Source organism: Taibaiella soli, assembly GCF_003236175.1.
Lineage (GTDB): Bacteria > Bacteroidota > Bacteroidia > Chitinophagales > Chitinophagaceae > QKTW01.
The window spans coordinates 112,123-130,198 of the sequence record NZ_QKTW01000002.1; the positions used below are offsets into that span (position 1 = coordinate 112,123).

Sequence of the window (18,076 nt, forward strand, 5' to 3'; positions counted from 1 at the left end):
AAAGTCATTATGAACAAAAAGAAGTATTTTCTTTTCACAATACTCATCCTTATACTGGCCTGCGCACCAAAAGCGCAGGCCCAGTTCTGGAAAAACTGGTTTAAGAAGGAACAACCTAAAAAGAAACCAGTAAAGAAAGCTCCTCCCAAAGCCGCTCCTACGGCTGCAAAGCCAGTTAAAAAGAATCAGGCAGATTATCCGCCTTCCAAAATCAAAGCACGTTATCGCATCGATGTGTTGGCTCCTTTGTATCTTGATGAACTGGTTAAAAACAACAAACCAACTTTTAAAGGCAAGCTCCCTGATAAAGCCGCTGTTGGCGTCAATTTCTATGAAGGTCTTCAGCTGGCTGCGGATACGCTGGACAAAAATTTCTACAAAATCGATGTTTTTGTACACGATATCACCGCAATTGGTGAAACACCACAACAGTTAATCAGCAGTAAAAAACTGGATTCAACCGATTTAATTATTGGTTGTGTTCCTACGAATGATGTAAGTGTGCTGGCTGCATTTGCTTTAAAACATCAGATCAATTTTATATCAGCGCTTTCCCCTTCAGACGCCGGAGTGAAAGAAAATCCTTACTTCACTTTGCTACAGCCATCGCTGCAAACGAACTGCGAATGGATTCGTAAGGCTGCATTTAAAAAACATTCAGGCAAGAAATTCTTTGTGTACAATCGCAGCAGCGTATCTGTAGACGAAACAGCCTACAAGTACATTGTGGACGATGAAGAGAAGAAATTCCAGAAAATAAACGTGAGCACACTGCCAACCAAAGCTGCATTGGCGGCTCAGTTTGACAGCACAGAACTGAATGTGATCGTGATGCCGATTCTGGATAATGCTTACGCGGAAACTTTACTGACGCAGTTGTATCAGTATTTCCCGCGTTACAATTTTGAGGTTTTCGGTATGCCTACCTGGCGTTCGCTGAATTCACTCAAGAAGGCCGACGCTTATCCAAATGTTGCTGTTTATTATACCACGCCATATTATTTTGATTATTCCACGCAATCCGGTCAGGCAGTTGCCAATCGTTACCAGCATGATTTTGGAGGCCGTCCGAATGAATATGTGTATCGCGGTTACGAGATCTTCAACTGGTATGCATATTTGCTCATGAAATATGGTACCATCTTCAACACGCACATGGGCGACAATAACGCAGCGCCGTTTACCCGTTATGATATCAAGTTGCAATGGGATAGCGAAAAGAATCTGCTGTACAATGAAAACCAGCACCTCTACATGTATCGCTATCAGAGCGGTTCTTACATGATTGAGCAATAACGCTGTTGCGAGGAGGGACGACGTCGCAATCTGATTTCGCGTTTGTTACTTGCGCATGGTTACTCCCTTTCCTTGCGAGGGACGAAGCAAACTGCGCGTTGTTTGAGTTTCCCGGAATACGGTACTCGGGTTTGTCATCACAGCGGGTGCCTTCTAATCCAAAACGGTTGGATGAAGTCTCTGACTTTGTCGAACGGAGTGTCGTTGCTTGAGCCTCAATTGCATTTGAAATAAAATGTGGGTCATCCTGATGACGAGGCACGAGGAAGTGAGGATCTGATTTCGCGTTTATATATAGTTACAAGCCTGCGCAATTATAGCACTGTTGATTAACGGAGCGCTGACGCCAAGTATTTTCCCTGAACGAAATCAGATCACCATGTTGGTCTTTGGTGGCCTCCTCGTGATGACCTTCGTTTTTACAAAACCACGAATAACGCGATGTCATACCGAGCGTAGTCGAAGTATTAGCCGTTACCAACTGTCGTTGTGCCTCCGTGAGAAAATACCGCCACTTCCGGACACAAAAAATCTGACAACCGGAAAACCAGATGTCAGCGGAGAAAACAGATAAATAAAGCTGGCATTATTTATGCCAGCTTTAATATAATAAGATAAGAATGAGCTTATTTTTGATCGAGGAAATCCTTCACTTTATCTTTGTGCATGATATTTTCCTTGAAAGTATATGCACCTGTTTTAGGACTGCGAACAGCCTTAATAACTTTGGTCCAGTTTTTAGCTTCTGCTGAAGCTTTAAGGTCTTTTACTTTCGAGTTTTTCGAAGCCGCTTTTGCCATGACGTAATTATTTTAAATTTTGATTTTTAATTTAAGGATACAAAACCAAATAGATTGCAGGCCTTAAATAAGAAATCTAGAAAGAGATTAATTATTTAATTTCTTTGTGAACAGTCACCTTTTTCATGATCGCGTTGTATTTTTTCAACTCGATACGTTCAGGAGTATTTTTCTTGTTCTTAGTGGTAATATAACGGCTTGTGCCGGCCAGGCCGCTGTTTTTATGCTCTGTGCATTCCAATATTACCTGTACACGGTTTCCTTTCTTAGCCATTTTATAAGTAATTTATACTTTAACGAATTAGATGTTTACGCCTTTTGCACGCAGTTCTTTTACAACTGAGAACAAACCGTTTTTGTTGATCGTGCGAATAGCATCAGCTGATACTTTCAATGTTACCCAACGATCTTCTTCTACAAGGAAAAAGCGTTTAGTCTGCAGGTTAGGCAGAAAACGACGTTTAGCTTTCTTGTTAGAGAAGGATACTTTATGACCAGTTATAGGCTTTTTACCTGTTACCTGACAAACGCGTGCCATTTCTTACTTTTTTTAGGACTGCAAAGGTCTTGTTTTTTCGCGGAATCGCAAAATATTTTGAACCTTTTTTTGACAATAAATTTGTTTCCAGTTTTTGTCGCTTTTTAGGCGACTGATTTTCAGGATATTGCAAACCATTTTTAACTATATTAAATGTTTTACAGCATCGCTGTCAATCGGTAGACCAGTTCTCGTGCTTTAACTGATTTCCGGCAAAAGTAATGCATCTAAGTCAGAAATCCCTGGAAGATTTACACTTACGAAGCCTTCAGCGTATTTTGCGCCAATTCTTTTTCCCATCATTGCATCCCGATGCTCCAGCTGGTGCATGAAATCGGGCGTAGAAATATAGGTGGTAGGATCGCCGGAAGTATCTGAATCACTGAAAAACTGTGTTTTAAAACAGCGGATTGCATCCATCTTTTTAGGGAAACTGCTGGTGGTATCTACCGCAAAAGTTGGTTCCATCTGGCGGTCCTGAATCATATGATATACACGTTTTGGTCGCCAGGCTTCCTGAGAAGACAAGTCCCAATCCGTTTTTATCTGGCGGAGACCGGCCAGAAAACATGCGTCAGAAACAAGTTTGGCTGCGCGGCTATGGTCAGGATGGCGATCGTCGAGTGCATTGGTAATCACAATATCCGGCTGGAAAAAGCGGATGTAGGAGATCAGAATCCGTTGATGGGCCTCATCGTTGATAAAGAAACCATCTGCCATTTTTGCATTCTCACGTATTCTGATGCCCATGAGGCTGGCTGACGCCGCAGCTTCCGCGTAGCGATCTGCTACAGTGCCGCGGGTGCCCAGTTCGCCTTCTGTAAGGTCCAGAATACCCACCGCATGGCCCATTTCCACGTGTTTGATGAGTGTGCCCGCACAGCTTAGTTCCACATCGTCGGGATGTGCAGCTATGGCAAGGATATGGAGTTTTTGCATAGTGTTGCAAAAGTAAGTTAAATGGTTAATTGGTGAATTAGGTAAATCAGGCAGAATGTGACTAATGTGTTTAATGAGGAATGTGAAGAATGAGCTTCGCGACAATCCGATAATAAGGAAACTGTCAATCGATTAATGTGTTTTACGCACGCTGGAATTCCCCTGCCTAGGGGTGTTTATAGTACCCCCTGTGCTCAATTTCCTGGACCACGGCCTCAATGTCTTTATCACGATCGTAAGGATCGTACTCACGTTTGAGATTATTGGAGAAGAGTAGGGCGACAGACTGCCAGATAACCGCCGAGAAGCCGCCTTTCAGTTCTTTGATGATGCTGAAACAGTTTTTCCCGGTTTGCCGGTCGATGAGTTTTACCAGAATCTGGCCTTGTGTAATAGTAAGATCTTCTAGCTCGCCTTTAAAGCGTTTATTTAACTCTTTTTCCACGGATTTTAAGTATTCCTTCCGAGCCGCTTTATCAGGAAGCGCAGCGAGTTTTACGTCTACATCTTTCAGCACTTCAGCTGCAATCACCGCATACGGATATACTTTATATACATTGTAATGTAAACGATCCCATTCCGCCCGGCGGCGTGCAAGATGACGCGGCATCCGGTCCGTTTTGGTAAATTCCGGTAAAAAAACCATCGCTAAAGTATCGCCTTCCGCAGTCACAACTCCGCCTACACGAATAGTATCATTTCCATGTGGCACCGGTTCATTTGCATGTGGTGCCTGCGCCTTTACGGGAATGGTGGAGATTAATGAAAAACAAAATAATATGGCGGCCAGGCGCAAAAACATAAGTACTGTAAATCTCTGCTTTTTATTTGTATTTTTAATATGATAGCAAGGGTCTATCTTTTCTAATTTATCATTTTTTTCGGAGATAGTAACCCGCTAATCGTGCTAACTTTGCAAAAATTTAAGAAACAGGGCACAATTATTATGTCATAATAATTAAACGTTCTGATAACAGAAGTTTCTTAAAAACCGAACCTGCATAAAAACTAAGAGATGAAAAAGAGTTTTTTAGCACTGCTGTTTGCACCTTTTTTGCTGACAGCCTGCTCAGATAAGCAAAAGGAATTGTCGGAAACGGAGGTAAAAGCAAAAGTAGATTCCCTGGTAGGGGTTAAAATGGAAGAATTGAACCGTCAATCTATGGAAGACCTCGACCGTCGCCTGTCGATTGAGGTAAAAGCTAAGGCCGATTCTATCTTAGCCGCCAGAATGAACCGTGTGCCGGTCGATACCAGTGCTAAAGCATTGACTACCGTCACCACGACTACTACAACAGTTTCGGACAGTGGTACGCATACGAAAGTAGAGAAGAAGATAATTCCGAATAAGGAGCCGTGAGTAATAAAGCATCATCGCCGGTAATATTGTTTGATGGCGTTTGTAATCTTTGTAACAGTACGGTACAATTTATCATTCGGCACGATAAAAAACACCGGTTTCGTTTCGCAGCATTACAGTCGGCTTACGGGCAGCGGCTCGTAGAAAAGTTCGCCGTTAGCGGCGATTCCGTTGTGTTGTATCAGGACGGAAAAATTTATCAGCGTTCATCTGCAGTATTAAAAATTGCACCGCAAATTAGTGGTGCGTACTGGTTGTTGTGTATCGGGTATATATTGCCGCGTTTTTTGCGTGATGCTATATATGATTTGGTTGCGCGTAACCGTTATAGATGGTTCGGGAAACAAGATAGCTGCATGATGCCAACGAAAGAACTGCAGTCATTGTTTCTTTCTGACTGATTTTTACCATTATATTAAAACCAGGATTTCTAAATTTAGGACATGAATAAATTAAGAATAGTCGTAGCTTTTTTGCTTGGATTATGTGTGACCGAAATTGCCAAAGCTCAGGAAGTGCTATATTCTCCGTATGCAAAGTATGACCAGAAGGGCGGTGATTTCGCGGTGGTCGGAAAAATAAACGGTCTTCTTTATACCTACCGTGCTTCGTCTGACGGTTTTTATCTTGATGCATTTAATGATTCCATGGGTCGCGTTGCTACGGTGATTCTGGATTTTTTCCCTTCTAAAATAAATGAGACGCGCTTTGTTGCATACGCCAATAAAATAATGGTGCTGTATCAGGCAGTTGAAACCGGTAAAGTGGTTCAGTATGCAGCTTTACTGGACGATGCCGGACGACTGCTTAAGAAACCGATTGCGCTGGCAAGCGCTAAAACAGGCTGGCTCGGCCCAACGCGCGATTATTTTTCTTCGGTTGTTTCAGACGATAAAAAATCGATCATGATTTATTCTGCTTCCGATAAAGGCAGCGATCTTACGTTTGACGGAACCATCATCGATGATGAATTGAATATTGTGCAGAAACAACATGCCGCTTATCATGGCGATAATAGCGTGGTACACGGCGAAGCAATTCTTGGAAACGATAAGACTTTTTATGTGCCAGTATTTACCACTACCGGCTCCAAAAATTTCGCGGACCAGCTTTGGTTATTGGCTTTGCCAGTAGGTGCCAACAAATTCAATCCGACTGAATTTCCGCTTGATAATATGTTCGCTGCAAGTTCATACATGCGCATGGACAACGTAAATAATCGTATTTACATCGGTGGCTTTTATTCTGATAAAAAAGCAGGTAACTATGAAGGCGTGTTGTTTGGTTATTATGATGTGGCCACCCAAAGCATTCAGAACCGCAAAATGATTCAGTTTGATGCACAGCTTCGTGCAGCTACCAGCGATAAAAATAAAAAACGTGCATTCAATGATTTTGTCGTGCGTCAGCTGATTGTGCGTAATGACGGCGGTTTTGTGCTGATCTCTGAAGATTATTACATGACGATCCGCAATGCAACTTATGCACCGGGCTGGGGGTATTATTCTATGTATTACTACGGTCCGTACTCAATGCCTTCGATCCGCGAGTACAATTACAACGATATTATGGCGCTGGCCTATAATGCGGAAGGCACCCGCGAATGGAGTTCTTTTGTACGCAAAAGTCAGTACTCGCAGGAAGACGGCGGCATGTTCTCTTCTTATGCGTTGCTGAATACCGGCGGTGCAATCGGTTTTTTATACAATGATTACAACACCAATCATTCACGTATACAACTGGCTACCATAGATGGTTCCGGACAAGTGAACATGCGGTCAATGGCCGCGGAAGGAAACACAGATCCGGATTGGTTGCCTAGATCCGGAAAACAAGTTGCGGCGAGAGAAATGGTAATCCCATGTTTCCGCAAAAAACAAATCTGCTTCGCGAAAATTGTATTTTAGTCCCAAATTTGGCACGTGCTCCAACTAGTCAGGAACAATAGTCCGTTTACGGTTTTAATCCTTTTTATTTTCACCCTGCTGATCAAAATGCAGGTTCTGTTACATCCGGTAGCACCTGTGGCACTGCCCGGTTACTATTTGTATAACCATCTGTTGTCGTTTCTGAATATTTTTCTGGGTAATGGCGCGTTTGCTTACACATTGCTTGGGATCATTATGCTTTTCGGGCAGTCATTGTACCTAACAGCAATTACAACAAGACACCGGTTATTTTACAAACCGACATACATCCCGGCGTTCTGTTATTTACTGGTGACCTCCGTTACGCCTGCCTTCAGCTATTTCAGCAGCGCGATGGTGGTAAGCTGGTTACTGTTGATGGCTATCGATACCATGCTGTTTTTTCCGCAATCGGTCAACCCGCGTAAATATATTTTTAATGCCGGTTTCTTTTGTGCGCTGGCTGCGTTGTTCCAGTTTTCTGCGATAGCATTCGTTTTGCTGCTGATTATGGCGTTGATTTTACTGCGCTCGTTTACGTTAGGTGAATGGATGGTTGGCCTGTTGGGTGTTTTTACGCCAATTTATTTATGGGCGGGTATTCTTTTTCTAAATGATCAGTTGCCTCAGTTTAAAGATTGGGTGCAAGTGGGTATTTCCCTGCCGAAACAGATCCATAATCCGGTTTATCTGCTGGGCACTTTTGCAGCTATGAGCATTCTTATAGCAAGTGGTTTTTATGTGATGCAGGGACAAATGCCAAAATCTACCATAAATGTTCGCCGGAGCTGGGGCGTGATCACTTCAGGGTGGATCATCTCGTCGATTGCGGCCGCTTTTACCGGATCGGAGGTCTCTGCCGCATGGCTGATATCCTTGCCAGCAGTGGCTTTGGTCATTGCGCAGCCAATGTATCTTGAAAAAAGCAAACGGTTTAGTAATTTTATCTTTTATTTTTCCCTGCTGATGGTGTTTTTTTGCCAGATAGCTATCAAATAAATAATCTTTTTTTATAATGAAATTCGGAGTTATTGTTTTTCCCGGTTCGAATTGCGACCGCGACATGATGCATGCATTACAGGATGATTTACAACAAGAAGTAGTACCGCTTTGGCACAAAGACCGTGATCTGAGCATGTTCTCTACAAATGACTGTATTGTACTGCCGGGCGGTTTCTCTTACGGGGATTACCTGCGTTGTGGTGCACTGGCTCGTTTCAGTCCAATGATGGAGCAAGTGATCAATTTTGCCAACAATGGTGGTAAAGTACTGGGTGTATGTAACGGATTCCAGATTTTGTGTGAATCAGGTTTGTTGCCAGGTGTATTGCTACAGAATGATCATCAGAAATTCGTTTGTAAAAACGTGTTTATCAAAAGTGAAAACAACCAGAATGTTGTAGGTCGCGCTGTAGGTGATCAAATCCTGAAAATACCTGTGGCTCACGGTGAAGGCCGTTACCACGCTGATGCAGCAACTATTGAAACACTGCAGAAAAATAACCAGATCGTATTCCGCTACTGCGACGAAAGCGGTCAGGTGCATATTCAGTCTAACCCGAACGGTGCTACTAATAATATTGCTGGTATTTGTAATGCAAACCGCAATGTTTTCGGTATGATGCCGCACCCTGAACGTGCTACAAGCGACGCACTGCACAACATTGATGGTCGTGCGATACTGACTGCGTTTACACATATGAACTAAGACCGAAAGGAAATAGTATATTTACCTTTAAACGGTTATAACATGAAACAGCTTTTGCAGGCCATATTGCTGGCAGGAGCCATGATCGGCCTGCGCACTGAAGTAAAGGCTCAGGACCCGACTACATGGACTTACGAGGTAAAGAAAAAATCAGCTACAGAATATGATCTGGTTTTTCATCTGCAATTGCAGGCAGGCTTTCACATCTGGGCTTTGAATCCTGGAGGTGACGGGCTGCAGATCGTGCCGAGTTTTACATTCGATAAAAATGCGAATCTGGAGCTGGTAGGTAAAGTGCATGAAAACGGCCGACCGACGAGAAGTAAGATGGAGGGCATAGAGGGATCAGTCAATTATTTTTCCGGATCGGTAGATTATATACAGACCGTAAAAATGAAGAAGCCGGGAAAAGTCACCGGGAAACATGAGTATCAGGTCTGCAACGACATGATGTGCTTGCCGCCGAAAGACAAAAATTTTGTGTTTGACGTGAAATAAATTCAGAGCCTGCCGGATTCCGGCAGGCTTTAAATACCTTAAAAGTTTCTTAAATCCGGTTCAGCGCCCAAACGGAACCGAAGCAACAATCGTTCTTTACAATAAGAAAAGTTAACTGGAGCAATGTTTAATATGTTGAAGTCAGTAATGCTACTGGCAGTTTTTACACTTTTTAGTTTCGGGCTGCACGCTCAGATCATCAAAGACCCGACGACCTGGTCTTACGAAGTAAAAAAGGAGACAGCTGATCATTACGAGCTGATCTTTCATCTGAAGATCAAAGAAGGCTGGCATATTTATGCTTTTGATCCCGGCGGTGACGGGTCGCTGCTGCCACCGACATTCAATTTTGACAAGAACGCGAATGTTGTTTTAAAAGGAAAAGTAAAACAACACGGTAAACTCATTTCGGAAACCCTTGAGGGTATCGACGGAGTCGTGAATATGTACAAAAATCAGGTAGATTATGTACAGGAAATAACTGCTAAAGCGAATACCAAGATCACAGGTAAGCAGGAATATCAGGTTTGCGATGACCACATGTGTCTTCCGCCGAAAAAGAAAAATTTTACTTTTGAAATAACAGATGCTGTTGCAGCAACAGAGGCTACAACTACGCCTGCCGCAACGGCTGACACTGCTGTAGTGGCGACTTCGGCTGCAGGAACAGCTACTGTTACAGATACAACTATAACTGCTGGTTCAAACGTGGCGACTGCAGCTGTACAGACAAATTCCGGAGCTGCGACTGCAGAAGTAAAAACTGCGGGTGTTGCACCAGATGCAGCAGCTACACCGGGTAGTAATTCGCTGGAGGGAAAATCACTCTGGATGATTTTGCTGCTTTGTTTTGTTGGCGGTTTGGCCTCCGTGATTACGCCTTGCGTGTTCTCTATGATTCCGGTAACGGTAGGTTTCTTTCTGAAACAAAGTGAGAAAAAAGCAGACGGTGTTCGCAATGCGATTTACTATTCGCTTTCTATTATTATCATCTTTACGATTATTGGTCTGGTGATTTCGGCATTGCTTGGTAAAAATGCGCCGAACTTTATCGCAACGAACTGGATCGTCAACATTATTTTCTTTGCCATTTTTGTGATCTTCGGTGCGTCCTTCCTGGGTGCATTTGAACTGACGCTGCCAAGCAGCTGGACTTCCAAAACAGATAGCAAGGCCAATACGAAATCCTTCTCCGGAATTTTCTTCATGGCGTTGACACTTGTAATCGTATCGTTTTCATGTACCGGTCCGATTGTTGGGTCATTGTTGTTCAGTACTGCTGCCGCTGGTCGTTTTGTACCTGCGCTGGGCATGCTTGCATTCTCAACTGGTCTGGCATTGCCGTTTGCCGTATTTGCTATCTTCCCTGAATACCTCCAAAAACTGGGTAAATCAGGTGGCTGGCTGAATGCGGTGAAAGTGGTGTTTGGTTTTATTGAACTGGCTTTAGCATTGAAATTCTTGTCGAACGCGGATCTGGCGAAAGGCTGGCGTTTGCTCGATCGCGAAATATTCATTGCTTGCTGGTTGGTGATCTTCACCCTGATGACCTTCTATTTGTTAGGTTTTATCAAATTCTCTCATGATAGTGAATTGCCGAAAAATGTATTTGGTTTGCCGTATCTGAGCGTAACACGTCTGACGTTTGCGATGATTTCCCTCGGTTTTGTATTTTATTTGATGCCTGGTATGTGGGGCGCACCTTTGAATGGTCTCGGTGCGTTTGTACCGCCAATGGGAACACAGGACTTTGTGATCGGTTCCGGCGGTGGCGGCGGAGAAGGCGGTGGAAGTGCTTCGGCTCCTGATAATTCAGGTGTGCATCCGGTGAAATATGTACAGGCAATGCGTATCTACGAACCGGAAGTTGTGAAAAAATTCGGTCTGGTTACTTACTTTGATTATGATGAAGCACTGGCTGCGTCAAAGAAAACAGGCAAGCCGATCATGCTTGATTTTACGGGTATCAACTGCGTAAACTGTCGTAAGATGGAAACGCAGGTTTGGTCTAAACCGGAAGTAATGCAGCGTTTGAAAAATGATTTTATCATCGCGTCTTTGTACTGCGATTATGATAAAGAATTGTTGCCGAAAGAAGAACGTTACCATTCTAAAGTACTCGATTCGGATGTAGAAACTGTAGGCGATCGCAATGAAGATATTCAGGCAACTAAGTTTGGTTCGAACTCACAGCCTTATTATTTCTTCGTAGATGAAAATGGTAATAAGCTGGCGGATAACGGCTATGCTTATGATCCGGATGTACAGAAATTTGTTCAGCATCTCGATAATGTAAAAGCGAAGTTTAAAGCATCACATCCTTAATAAACAAAGCCATCCAGACGGATGGCTTTGTCGTTTTTTACTACTGGCGCGAGAGTTAGCGTAGCGCTCTCGTGTCTAAACACAATCGCAGTCTCGCGACTGCTTTCATCATGCGCGTGCCTGGTGTTTAAGAACCAGTCCGGAGACTGGGCAGATTTTATAGACACGAGTCACCCTTCGGAAGACTCGCGCCAGTGGGGTCCATGGCTCAGCTCTTTTTAAATCCTGGTGCGAAATGGTCAGACGACTTTGAGTCGTCCGACCATTATTGGCTCGCATTATAAACACATTCTTCATATTGAGCACATTCAACACATTCCTTTATAACCCACATTCATCACATTCCCCACATTCAACCACATTAGCCATTATCGCATTCCCACGTTATCTTTGCGGGACGTTTTCAGGATAAATACCTGGCGCAGTATATATGATTCAGAATATTACCATTGCAGTAAGTCCGGCGGATGCAGAGAATAACCGTCGCATTATCAGCATTATTGCTGAAGAAACAGGCATCAGAGCCAAGCGGATTACTGGTTTTCACATTCAGAAAAAATCCATCGACGCCCGTTCGCGTCAGCCGCGCATCAATCTGCAACTGGAAGTTTTCTTTGATCAGCAGCCAACAGAGAAACCGGCTTTTGATCCGGAATTGCAAAACGTATCCAACGCCAAACATGTGGTGATCGTAGGTGCAGGCCCTGCGGGAATCTTTGCAGCAATTCGTCTGATCAATCTGGGGTACAAGCCGATTATTCTGGAACGCGGTAAAGATGTGCGCAGCCGTCGTCGAGATCTTGCGGCGATGAATAAAGAAGGTATCGTCAATCCCGAATCAAATTATTGTTTTGGAGAAGGTGGCGCAGGAACATACTCCGATGGTAAGCTTTATACGCGTTCTACCAAGCGCGGCAATGTGCAGCGCATTCTGCAATTGTTTCATCATTTTGGCGCCGATGAAAGAATCCTTTACGAAGCACATCCACATATTGGCACTAATAAATTGCCGCAAATCATCACCGCCATGCGTGAAGCAATCATTGCTTGCGGTGGCGAAGTATTATTTGAATCTAAACTCACCGACATTGTTTTAGACGGGGATCAGGTGAAAGCCGTAAGAACTGCTGATGGCAAGCGAATCGAATGTTCATCACTCATCTTAGCCACCGGACATTCGGCCCGGGATATCTTTGAATTATTGCACCGCAAGCAAATTGAAATAGAGTGCAAGCCATTTGCATTGGGCGTTCGTATTGAGCATCCGCAATGGATCATTGACCAGGCGCAATACCATTGTGATCTGCGTGATGAATATTTGCCGCCAGCCAGTTACTCGCTGGTATCGCAGGAAATTGGCCGTGGTGTGTTCTCCTTCTGTATGTGTCCGGGTGGTATTATTGCGCCCGCTGCAACAAGTCCCGGTGAATTGGTGGTAAATGGCTGGAGCCCTTCAAGACGAAACAATCCGTTTGCTAATTCCGGAACAGTAGTCGCGGTAGATGAGCAGGATTTTGCGAAGTACGGATTTAAAGGACCGCTTGCTGGTATGCATTATCAGCAAATGGTTGAAAAAAGAGCGTTTGAAGTAGGCGGTGGTAATCTCGTGGCGCCGGCGCAGCGTATGATTGATTTTGTAGACAACAAAGTTTCGTCAACACTGCCGGAATGTTCTTATTTGCCAGGTGTGAGCAGTGCAGCCATGAAAGATGTTTTACCGAAGGAAGTAAAAGATGCTTTGCAAAAAGCGATGACCAGCTTTGGTAAAAAGATGAAAGGGTATTATACCAACGAAGCGATACTGGTTGCGACGGAATCCCGCACGAGTTCACCAGTGCGCATTCCGCGCGATAAAGAAACCTTGCAACATCCGCAGATTAAAGGATTGTATCCATGTGCGGAAGGTGCGGGTTATGCGGGAGGTATTGTGAGCGCCGCCATAGATGGCGAGCGTTGTGCGGAAGCAGCGGTTTCTGGGAATTAAAAAGTCAAAATTCAAAAGTTAAAACCTTAAAATGTGCGGGGTGCGAGTGGGAGTTTTCTCACGGCAGCACTACGGCGCTGTGCTCATCGTGAGCTGGTTTCCTCAAAGGAGCCGGGATGTCATTTTTGCGGCGTCGGGGGACTCTGTCAAATCCTGTACAAGAGTTGTCGAAGTCCTGTACAGGATTTACCAAAGTTCTGTACAGGAGTTGCTGAAGTCCTGTACAAGAGTTTATCGAATCTTCTCTTCATTAAGGAGCCGGCACATTCATCATATTAAGCCACATTAACTCTTTAACCCTTTAACCATTTAACGGTTCCCTCTTTTCTCGCGTTAATAAAATATCTATATTGTTGGTGCATAACATAATCACCACACCATGCTCGTTATTATCAGCGATCTGCATCTTACTGACGGTACCTCCGGCGAAACTATAGATGAGAAAGCGTTTCGTGTATTCCGCAACCGCCTTAGTGATATGGCCTATGATGCCTCCTGGCGGCTCGATGATCAGAAAAAATCTTATTACAAACCGGTTGAACAAATCGATATTCTGCTGCTCGGCGATATCATTGATATGATCCGTTCGGAACAATGGAATCATGCAATCAGTGCTATTTTGCCCTGGACCGACAATCGCGGCGATGATTTTTACGCCAATATCAAAACCATTTCCGATGGTGTTTTAAAACGCAACGAAAAATCGTTTAGCATCCTAAAAGGTTTCTCCGAAGGTGATATCAAAATTCCGGCAATGATGACCGAAGTCTCTGATGCCGAAAAACTGGCGGAGAATGTAGGTTATCATGCAAGCGCTGAAAAGGTGGCGCCGAAGGTGAACATCTATTATATGGTCGGTAATCATGACTGGTTTTTATACATCGATGATCCGCGCATGCATCCGATTCGCAATGATATTATTGATGCGCTGGGTCTGGCTAATGAAAGAGACAAACCGTTTCCATATTATCCGTTTGAAAACGAAGGTTTGTTTGATGCGCAGCAGGCGCACCGTTTGTACGCAATTCACGGCGATGAATTTGATGAAACCAATTGTCAGGATTCAGGCCGCGATGGTTCTTCTGTCGGTGATGTAGTGGTGATCAGATTGCTGAATGAAATTCCAAATCAAATCGAAAAGCAGATCCGGAAATTTCCACAGGGCAGGGTGGGAACGGAAGAAGACATTCAGGAATTTGTGAAAGAGCTGCGCGAAATCGATAACCTGCGTCCGTATAGTCTCGCGCCGGATTGGATTTCACAGGTGCTGGAAGAATATGAACTTGATCCGCATTTTATCAATGATTCTATCAGAGATGCACTGCGTGAAATGATCACCAACTTTGTAGACACGCCGCTGATTGCAAAAAATAAGAGCATCGATATTGTGATGCGCATCGCGCGTTTCTTTTTGGGCAAGCATTTCAGTATTAGCGATCTCGCCAGTATTATTAATCATTTTTCACTGAGCAAAGATGATTTTGAATCGTACAAAGAATTCGCCAATAAGCTAGCCAATGAAGATGTGGGTCGCGACAAGGATTTCTTTGTGATGGGGCATACGCATTATCCCGAAATTGTACCGCTATCTTCTTATATGGAAGATGGTAATAAACGTGGCAAAATCTATTTCAATTCGGGAACCTGGCGGGCACTGCATAAACGTGGTGTGTATGATAATAGTTTCATCAGCTATAAAACCATGACGATTGTTGCATTTTACAAACCGGATGAACGTGGTGCGAGATCGTTTGAGTTTTGGACGGGATCGTTGGCGTAGAGATGTTGCATGCAACGTCTCACGGTGATGCGTGATTCTGTAGTATTACACAAGATATTTGTCTGGAGACGTTGCATGCAACGTCTCTACGGATTTGGTATATTTAATAAACAAATTGCCCACTATGCGTTTCCAGACTCTTCAGTTTTTTTCGGCGTTACTGCTTGCGATTACTTTTTCCGCTTGCGGACAAGAAAATAAACCGGTAACACAACCTAAAAAGCAGGTTGCAAAACCGGATATGAAAGACTGGAACAATTCCATTCCGGGAAATTTTGCAGAAAAATCTACTTATCATTTTGATAGTACAATGCTGGACGCGTTCCTCAAAAACTATCCGAAGTATGAGTCATATGCCGGTGATATGAGGAAGTTTTATCGCGGCCGCGGGTTCACTTATGCGTGGTTTGATAAAGATGGAATGATAGAGCAGGCTGGTAATTTGCGTAACCGCATTGATCACATGGATGACGAAGGATTGAACAGTACGGTTCCTTATCATGCACAGCTTGATTCTGTGATCGGTTCGCTGGATGAATCAGCAGCCGGTAAACCAGATCTGACGCCGGAACTGATGTTGACCGCATCTTATTTTGCCTTTGCAAAAATCGTATGGGGTGGTATGGATGCTTCTGTTTCTAAGTCGATGGATTGGTATCTGCCGCGTAAAAAAGTTTCTTATGCTAATGCACTGGACAGTTTGCTGAAAGCGCCTGTGGGTGAATTGAAAAACAGTGAGCCTGTATATCGTCAATATGAAATGCTGCGGACTTATCTGAAACGTTATCGTTCGTTAGACAGTATGAAAAATTGGGAACCGATTAAGATGGATAAAAAAGCGTACAAGCCTGGTGATAATAGTCCGGTGATTACAGCGATTCGTAAACGCTTATATCTGCTTGGCGATTTTGCGGGTGATACCGCGAGTGCTGTTTATTCAGCGGATATGAATGATGCAGTGAAGGCTTGTCAGCATCGTTTGGGGCTTACGGAAGACGGCGTGATTGGCAATGGAATGATTTCAGAATTAAACATCACACCGCAAAAACGGATTACGCAGATTATGGTGAATATGGAACGTGCCCGTTGGGTGCCGATTCCTGATCCGGAACAAGATTATCTCGTTGTAAATATTCCCGACTACCGTTTGTTTGTGTATCAGAAAGATAGTCTGGTTTGGAGTTGTAATGTAGTGGTGGGTAAAGCGATGAACAAAACAGTCATCTTTAGCGGCGATGTAAAATATGTGGTGTTTAGTCCATACTGGAATGTGCCGCCAAGTATTGTGCGCAAAGAAGTAGTACCGGGCATGGCGCGTAATAAAAATTATATCGCCAGTCATAATATGGAGATTACAGGTCGTTTGGGTGGGTTGCCAGTGGTGCGTCAAAAGCCTGGACCAAATAATTCGCTTGGTAAAGTGAAATTCCTTTTCCCGAATAGCTACAATATTTATCTGCATGATTCGCCTGCGAAATCTTTATTTAATGAGACTACACGCGCATTCAGTCACGGTTGCATTCGTGTGCAGGAACCGGAGAAGCTGGCTAATTTCCTGCTGCGTAATGATTCTTCCTGGACGCCGGAAAAAATTAATGCTGCGATGAACGCCGGTAAAGAGCAGTATGTGACGCTGAAAAAAACAGTGCCTGTTTATATTGGTTACTTCACTGCATTTGTAGATAGTAAAGGCAAAATCAATTTCCGTAAGGATATTTATAGCAAGGATGCGAGTCTGGCGAAAGCGTTGATGGAAAACTAAATATCCTCAACTCTTAGCTTCGAATCTTCCTTCTCCTACTTTTTTTCTGCAAAAAAAGTAGGCAAAAAAGGCAGTCTTCACCCGACCACGTCAGGGTTCAGACGGTCGCCCGATTAAACGGCATTGCTACTGTACTGCCGAGCAGAGGGCCTTGAAAATTAATGCGTGAGGATAAGTGTTATGTCTTTGCTGGAAACCTAATTGTCCACTGCTCATTTTCAATTGAATTCAGTAAATTCAATGTTCTTTAAAAGTGTTGTATGAAAAAGACTATCGGATATTTTATCGCAGGTGCGGCGGCGGGTGCTGCTTTTATTGCGGGATTGGCGTTTAACAGAATCAATGACCGCGATGAAATGGTGACGGTAAAATCTGATAGTCGTTTGCAATATAAATGGTATCCGCCGGAAATGCCTTCGGCGATGAACTTTGCAGGTGAGAAAGTACCGCTGGACCGCTGGGATGTGCGGGAACGGTTGCAGCGCGAATTGCTTTTCAATTATTATATGCATGGCTCTACACTTTACGAGGTCATGCTTTCCACACGCTATTTCCCGATGATAGAAGAACGGCTGAAAGCTAATGGCATACCAGATGATTTCAAATATCTCTGCGTTGCAGAAAGTGCTTTGCAACACAATACTTCTCCTGCCGGCGCTGCGAGCTTCTGGCAACTGATGCCTGCAACGGCCACCCAGTATGGATTGCAAGTGGATGCGGAAGTCGATGAGCGTTATGATATCAGGAAAGCAACAGACGTGGCCTGTACTTATTTCAATCAGTCTTATCAGAAATTTGGTACCTGGACAGCAGCGGCAGCCTCCTACAATTGTGGTATGGCGGGTTTTAGCAATCACTCTTCTTTTCAGCAGGTTACCAATTATTATGATGTTATTCTTCCCGAAGAAACTAACCGGTATGTGTTCCGCATTCTGGCGTTGAAATATCTGATCAGCAATGCGAAGGCGATGGGTTATATCGTGGAAGGCTCAGATGCCTATCAGCCGCTGAAAACACGTGTATTGAAAGTGGATACAACCATCAGTAATCTCGCCCAATGGACGATCGACAATGGCAGCAGTTATAAAATGCTGAAGCTTTTTAATCCCTGGTTGCGCGCGCGGACGTTGACTGCTAAAGCAGGTAAGACGTATGAGATTACGCTGCCGCAATAAGTTA

17 protein-coding genes are annotated in these 18,076 nt (G+C 43.9%); 12 read left to right on the plus strand and 5 right to left on the minus strand.

The genetic code is table 11. The features are described 5' to 3' along the window. Positions 1–9: 9 nt before the first annotated feature. Positions 10–1,296, plus strand: a complete 1,287-nt coding sequence (locus DN068_RS00835; protein WP_110996979.1) for an ABC transporter substrate-binding protein — start codon at positions 10–12, stop codon at positions 1,294–1,296. 626 nt (positions 1,297–1,922) lie between these two features. Here DN068_RS00835 and DN068_RS00840 read toward each other — a convergent pair. The 5 genes from DN068_RS00840 to DN068_RS00860 all read right to left on the minus strand — a co-directional run bounded on the left by DN068_RS00840 (position 1,923) and on the right by DN068_RS00860 (position 4,375). Then, on the minus strand, positions 1,923–2,096 hold the full coding sequence (locus DN068_RS00840) for a DUF4295 domain-containing protein (RefSeq protein ID WP_110996980.1): 174 nt from the start codon (positions 2,094–2,096) through the stop codon (positions 1,923–1,925). Between the two features lie 91 nt (positions 2,097–2,187). Further along, positions 2,188–2,370 (minus strand): 50S ribosomal protein L33, encoded by a 183-nt coding sequence (gene rpmG, locus DN068_RS00845; protein WP_110996981.1) that lies wholly within the window; start codon positions 2,368–2,370, stop codon positions 2,188–2,190. A 27-nt stretch (positions 2,371–2,397) separates the two neighbouring features. Then, positions 2,398–2,634 (minus strand): 50S ribosomal protein L28, encoded by a 237-nt coding sequence (rpmB, locus tag DN068_RS00850; RefSeq protein WP_110996982.1) that lies wholly within the window; start codon positions 2,632–2,634, stop codon positions 2,398–2,400. A gap of 198 nt (positions 2,635–2,832) precedes the next feature. Beyond that, positions 2,833–3,573, minus strand: coding sequence for a bacillithiol biosynthesis deacetylase BshB1 (gene bshB1, locus DN068_RS00855; protein WP_110996983.1), 741 nt, complete (start codon positions 3,571–3,573; stop codon positions 2,833–2,835). 166 nt (positions 3,574–3,739) lie between these two features. Further along, positions 3,740–4,375, minus strand: coding sequence for a DUF4294 domain-containing protein (locus DN068_RS00860; protein WP_110996984.1), 636 nt, complete (start codon positions 4,373–4,375; stop codon positions 3,740–3,742). Between the two features lie 213 nt (positions 4,376–4,588). On the opposite strand from DN068_RS00860, the gene DN068_RS00865 reads away from it, so the two are divergent. The 11 genes from DN068_RS00865 (at position 4,589) to DN068_RS00915 (ending at position 18,072) form a co-directional block, all read left to right on the plus strand. Further along, positions 4,589–4,933, plus strand: coding sequence for a hypothetical protein (locus DN068_RS00865; RefSeq protein ID WP_110996985.1), 345 nt, complete (start codon positions 4,589–4,591; stop codon positions 4,931–4,933). Continuing rightward, positions 4,930–5,334: a thiol-disulfide oxidoreductase DCC family protein gene (locus tag DN068_RS00870; RefSeq protein ID WP_110996986.1), complete on the plus strand. Its 405-nt coding sequence runs from the start codon at positions 4,930–4,932 to the stop codon at positions 5,332–5,334. The genes DN068_RS00865 and DN068_RS00870 overlap by 4 nt, the downstream gene beginning before the upstream one ends. 42 nt (positions 5,335–5,376) lie before the next feature. After that, the gene (locus tag DN068_RS00875) at positions 5,377–6,840 is read left to right on the plus strand and encodes a hypothetical protein (RefSeq protein ID WP_123985175.1); all 1,464 of its coding nucleotides are present in this window, start codon (positions 5,377–5,379) and stop codon (positions 6,838–6,840) included. Between the two features lie 15 nt (positions 6,841–6,855). Beyond that, on the plus strand, positions 6,856–7,839 hold the full coding sequence (locus tag DN068_RS00880; protein ID WP_123985176.1) for a DUF6427 family protein: 984 nt from the start codon (positions 6,856–6,858) through the stop codon (positions 7,837–7,839). A gap of 16 nt (positions 7,840–7,855) precedes the next feature. Beyond that, entirely contained in the window at positions 7,856–8,548 is a 693-nt protein-coding gene (purQ, locus tag DN068_RS00885; RefSeq protein WP_110996989.1) for a phosphoribosylformylglycinamidine synthase subunit PurQ, read from the plus strand. A gap of 42 nt (positions 8,549–8,590) precedes the next feature. Continuing rightward, entirely contained in the window at positions 8,591–9,046 is a 456-nt protein-coding gene (locus DN068_RS00890; RefSeq protein WP_110996990.1) for a protein-disulfide reductase DsbD domain-containing protein, read from the plus strand. A gap of 147 nt (positions 9,047–9,193) precedes the next feature. Then, positions 9,194–11,371, plus strand: a complete 2,178-nt coding sequence (locus DN068_RS00895) for a protein-disulfide reductase DsbD family protein (RefSeq protein WP_165836240.1) — start codon at positions 9,194–9,196, stop codon at positions 11,369–11,371. Positions 11,372–11,801: 430 nt separating this feature from the next. Further along, a complete protein-coding gene (locus tag DN068_RS00900; protein WP_110996992.1) occupies positions 11,802–13,355 on the plus strand; it encodes an NAD(P)/FAD-dependent oxidoreductase in 1,554 nt (517 codons plus the stop codon). Positions 13,356–13,734: 379 nt separating this feature from the next. Then, positions 13,735–15,135, plus strand: a complete 1,401-nt coding sequence (locus DN068_RS00905; RefSeq protein WP_110996993.1) for a hypothetical protein — start codon at positions 13,735–13,737, stop codon at positions 15,133–15,135. 124 nt (positions 15,136–15,259) lie between these two features. Continuing rightward, positions 15,260–16,897, plus strand: a complete 1,638-nt coding sequence (locus tag DN068_RS00910) for a L,D-transpeptidase family protein (RefSeq protein ID WP_110996994.1) — start codon at positions 15,260–15,262, stop codon at positions 16,895–16,897. Positions 16,898–17,157: 260 nt separating this feature from the next. Next, positions 17,158–18,072, plus strand: a complete 915-nt coding sequence (locus DN068_RS00915) for a lytic transglycosylase domain-containing protein (RefSeq protein ID WP_110996995.1) — start codon at positions 17,158–17,160, stop codon at positions 18,070–18,072. The last annotated feature ends 4 nt before the right edge of the window (positions 18,073–18,076 follow it).

Coding starts and splice junctions, on each gene's coding strand:
- DN068_RS00835 (WP_110996979.1), top strand. CDS start 10: ATGAACAAAAAGAAGTATTTTCTTTTCACAATACTCATCCTTATACTG.
- DN068_RS00840 (WP_110996980.1), bottom strand. CDS start 2,096: ATGGCAAAAGCGGCTTCGAAAAACTCGAAAGTAAAAGACCTTAAAGCT.
- rpmG (WP_110996981.1), bottom strand. CDS start 2,370: ATGGCTAAGAAAGGAAACCGTGTACAGGTAATATTGGAATGCACAGAG.
- rpmB (WP_110996982.1), bottom strand. CDS start 2,634: ATGGCACGCGTTTGTCAGGTAACAGGTAAAAAGCCTATAACTGGTCAT.
- bshB1 (WP_110996983.1), bottom strand. CDS start 3,573: ATGCAAAAACTCCATATCCTTGCCATAGCTGCACATCCCGACGATGTG.
- DN068_RS00860 (WP_110996984.1), bottom strand. CDS start 4,375: ATGTTTTTGCGCCTGGCCGCCATATTATTTTGTTTTTCATTAATCTCC.
- DN068_RS00865 (WP_110996985.1), top strand. CDS start 4,589: ATGAAAAAGAGTTTTTTAGCACTGCTGTTTGCACCTTTTTTGCTGACA.
- DN068_RS00875 (WP_123985175.1), top strand. CDS start 5,377: ATGAATAAATTAAGAATAGTCGTAGCTTTTTTGCTTGGATTATGTGTG.
- purQ (WP_110996989.1), top strand. CDS start 7,856: ATGAAATTCGGAGTTATTGTTTTTCCCGGTTCGAATTGCGACCGCGAC.
- DN068_RS00890 (WP_110996990.1), top strand. CDS start 8,591: ATGAAACAGCTTTTGCAGGCCATATTGCTGGCAGGAGCCATGATCGGC.
- DN068_RS00895 (WP_165836240.1), top strand. CDS start 9,194: ATGCTACTGGCAGTTTTTACACTTTTTAGTTTCGGGCTGCACGCTCAG.
- DN068_RS00900 (WP_110996992.1), top strand. CDS start 11,802: ATGATTCAGAATATTACCATTGCAGTAAGTCCGGCGGATGCAGAGAAT.
- DN068_RS00905 (WP_110996993.1), top strand. CDS start 13,735: ATGCTCGTTATTATCAGCGATCTGCATCTTACTGACGGTACCTCCGGC.
- DN068_RS00910 (WP_110996994.1), top strand. CDS start 15,260: ATGCGTTTCCAGACTCTTCAGTTTTTTTCGGCGTTACTGCTTGCGATT.
- DN068_RS00915 (WP_110996995.1), top strand. CDS start 17,158: ATGAAAAAGACTATCGGATATTTTATCGCAGGTGCGGCGGCGGGTGCT.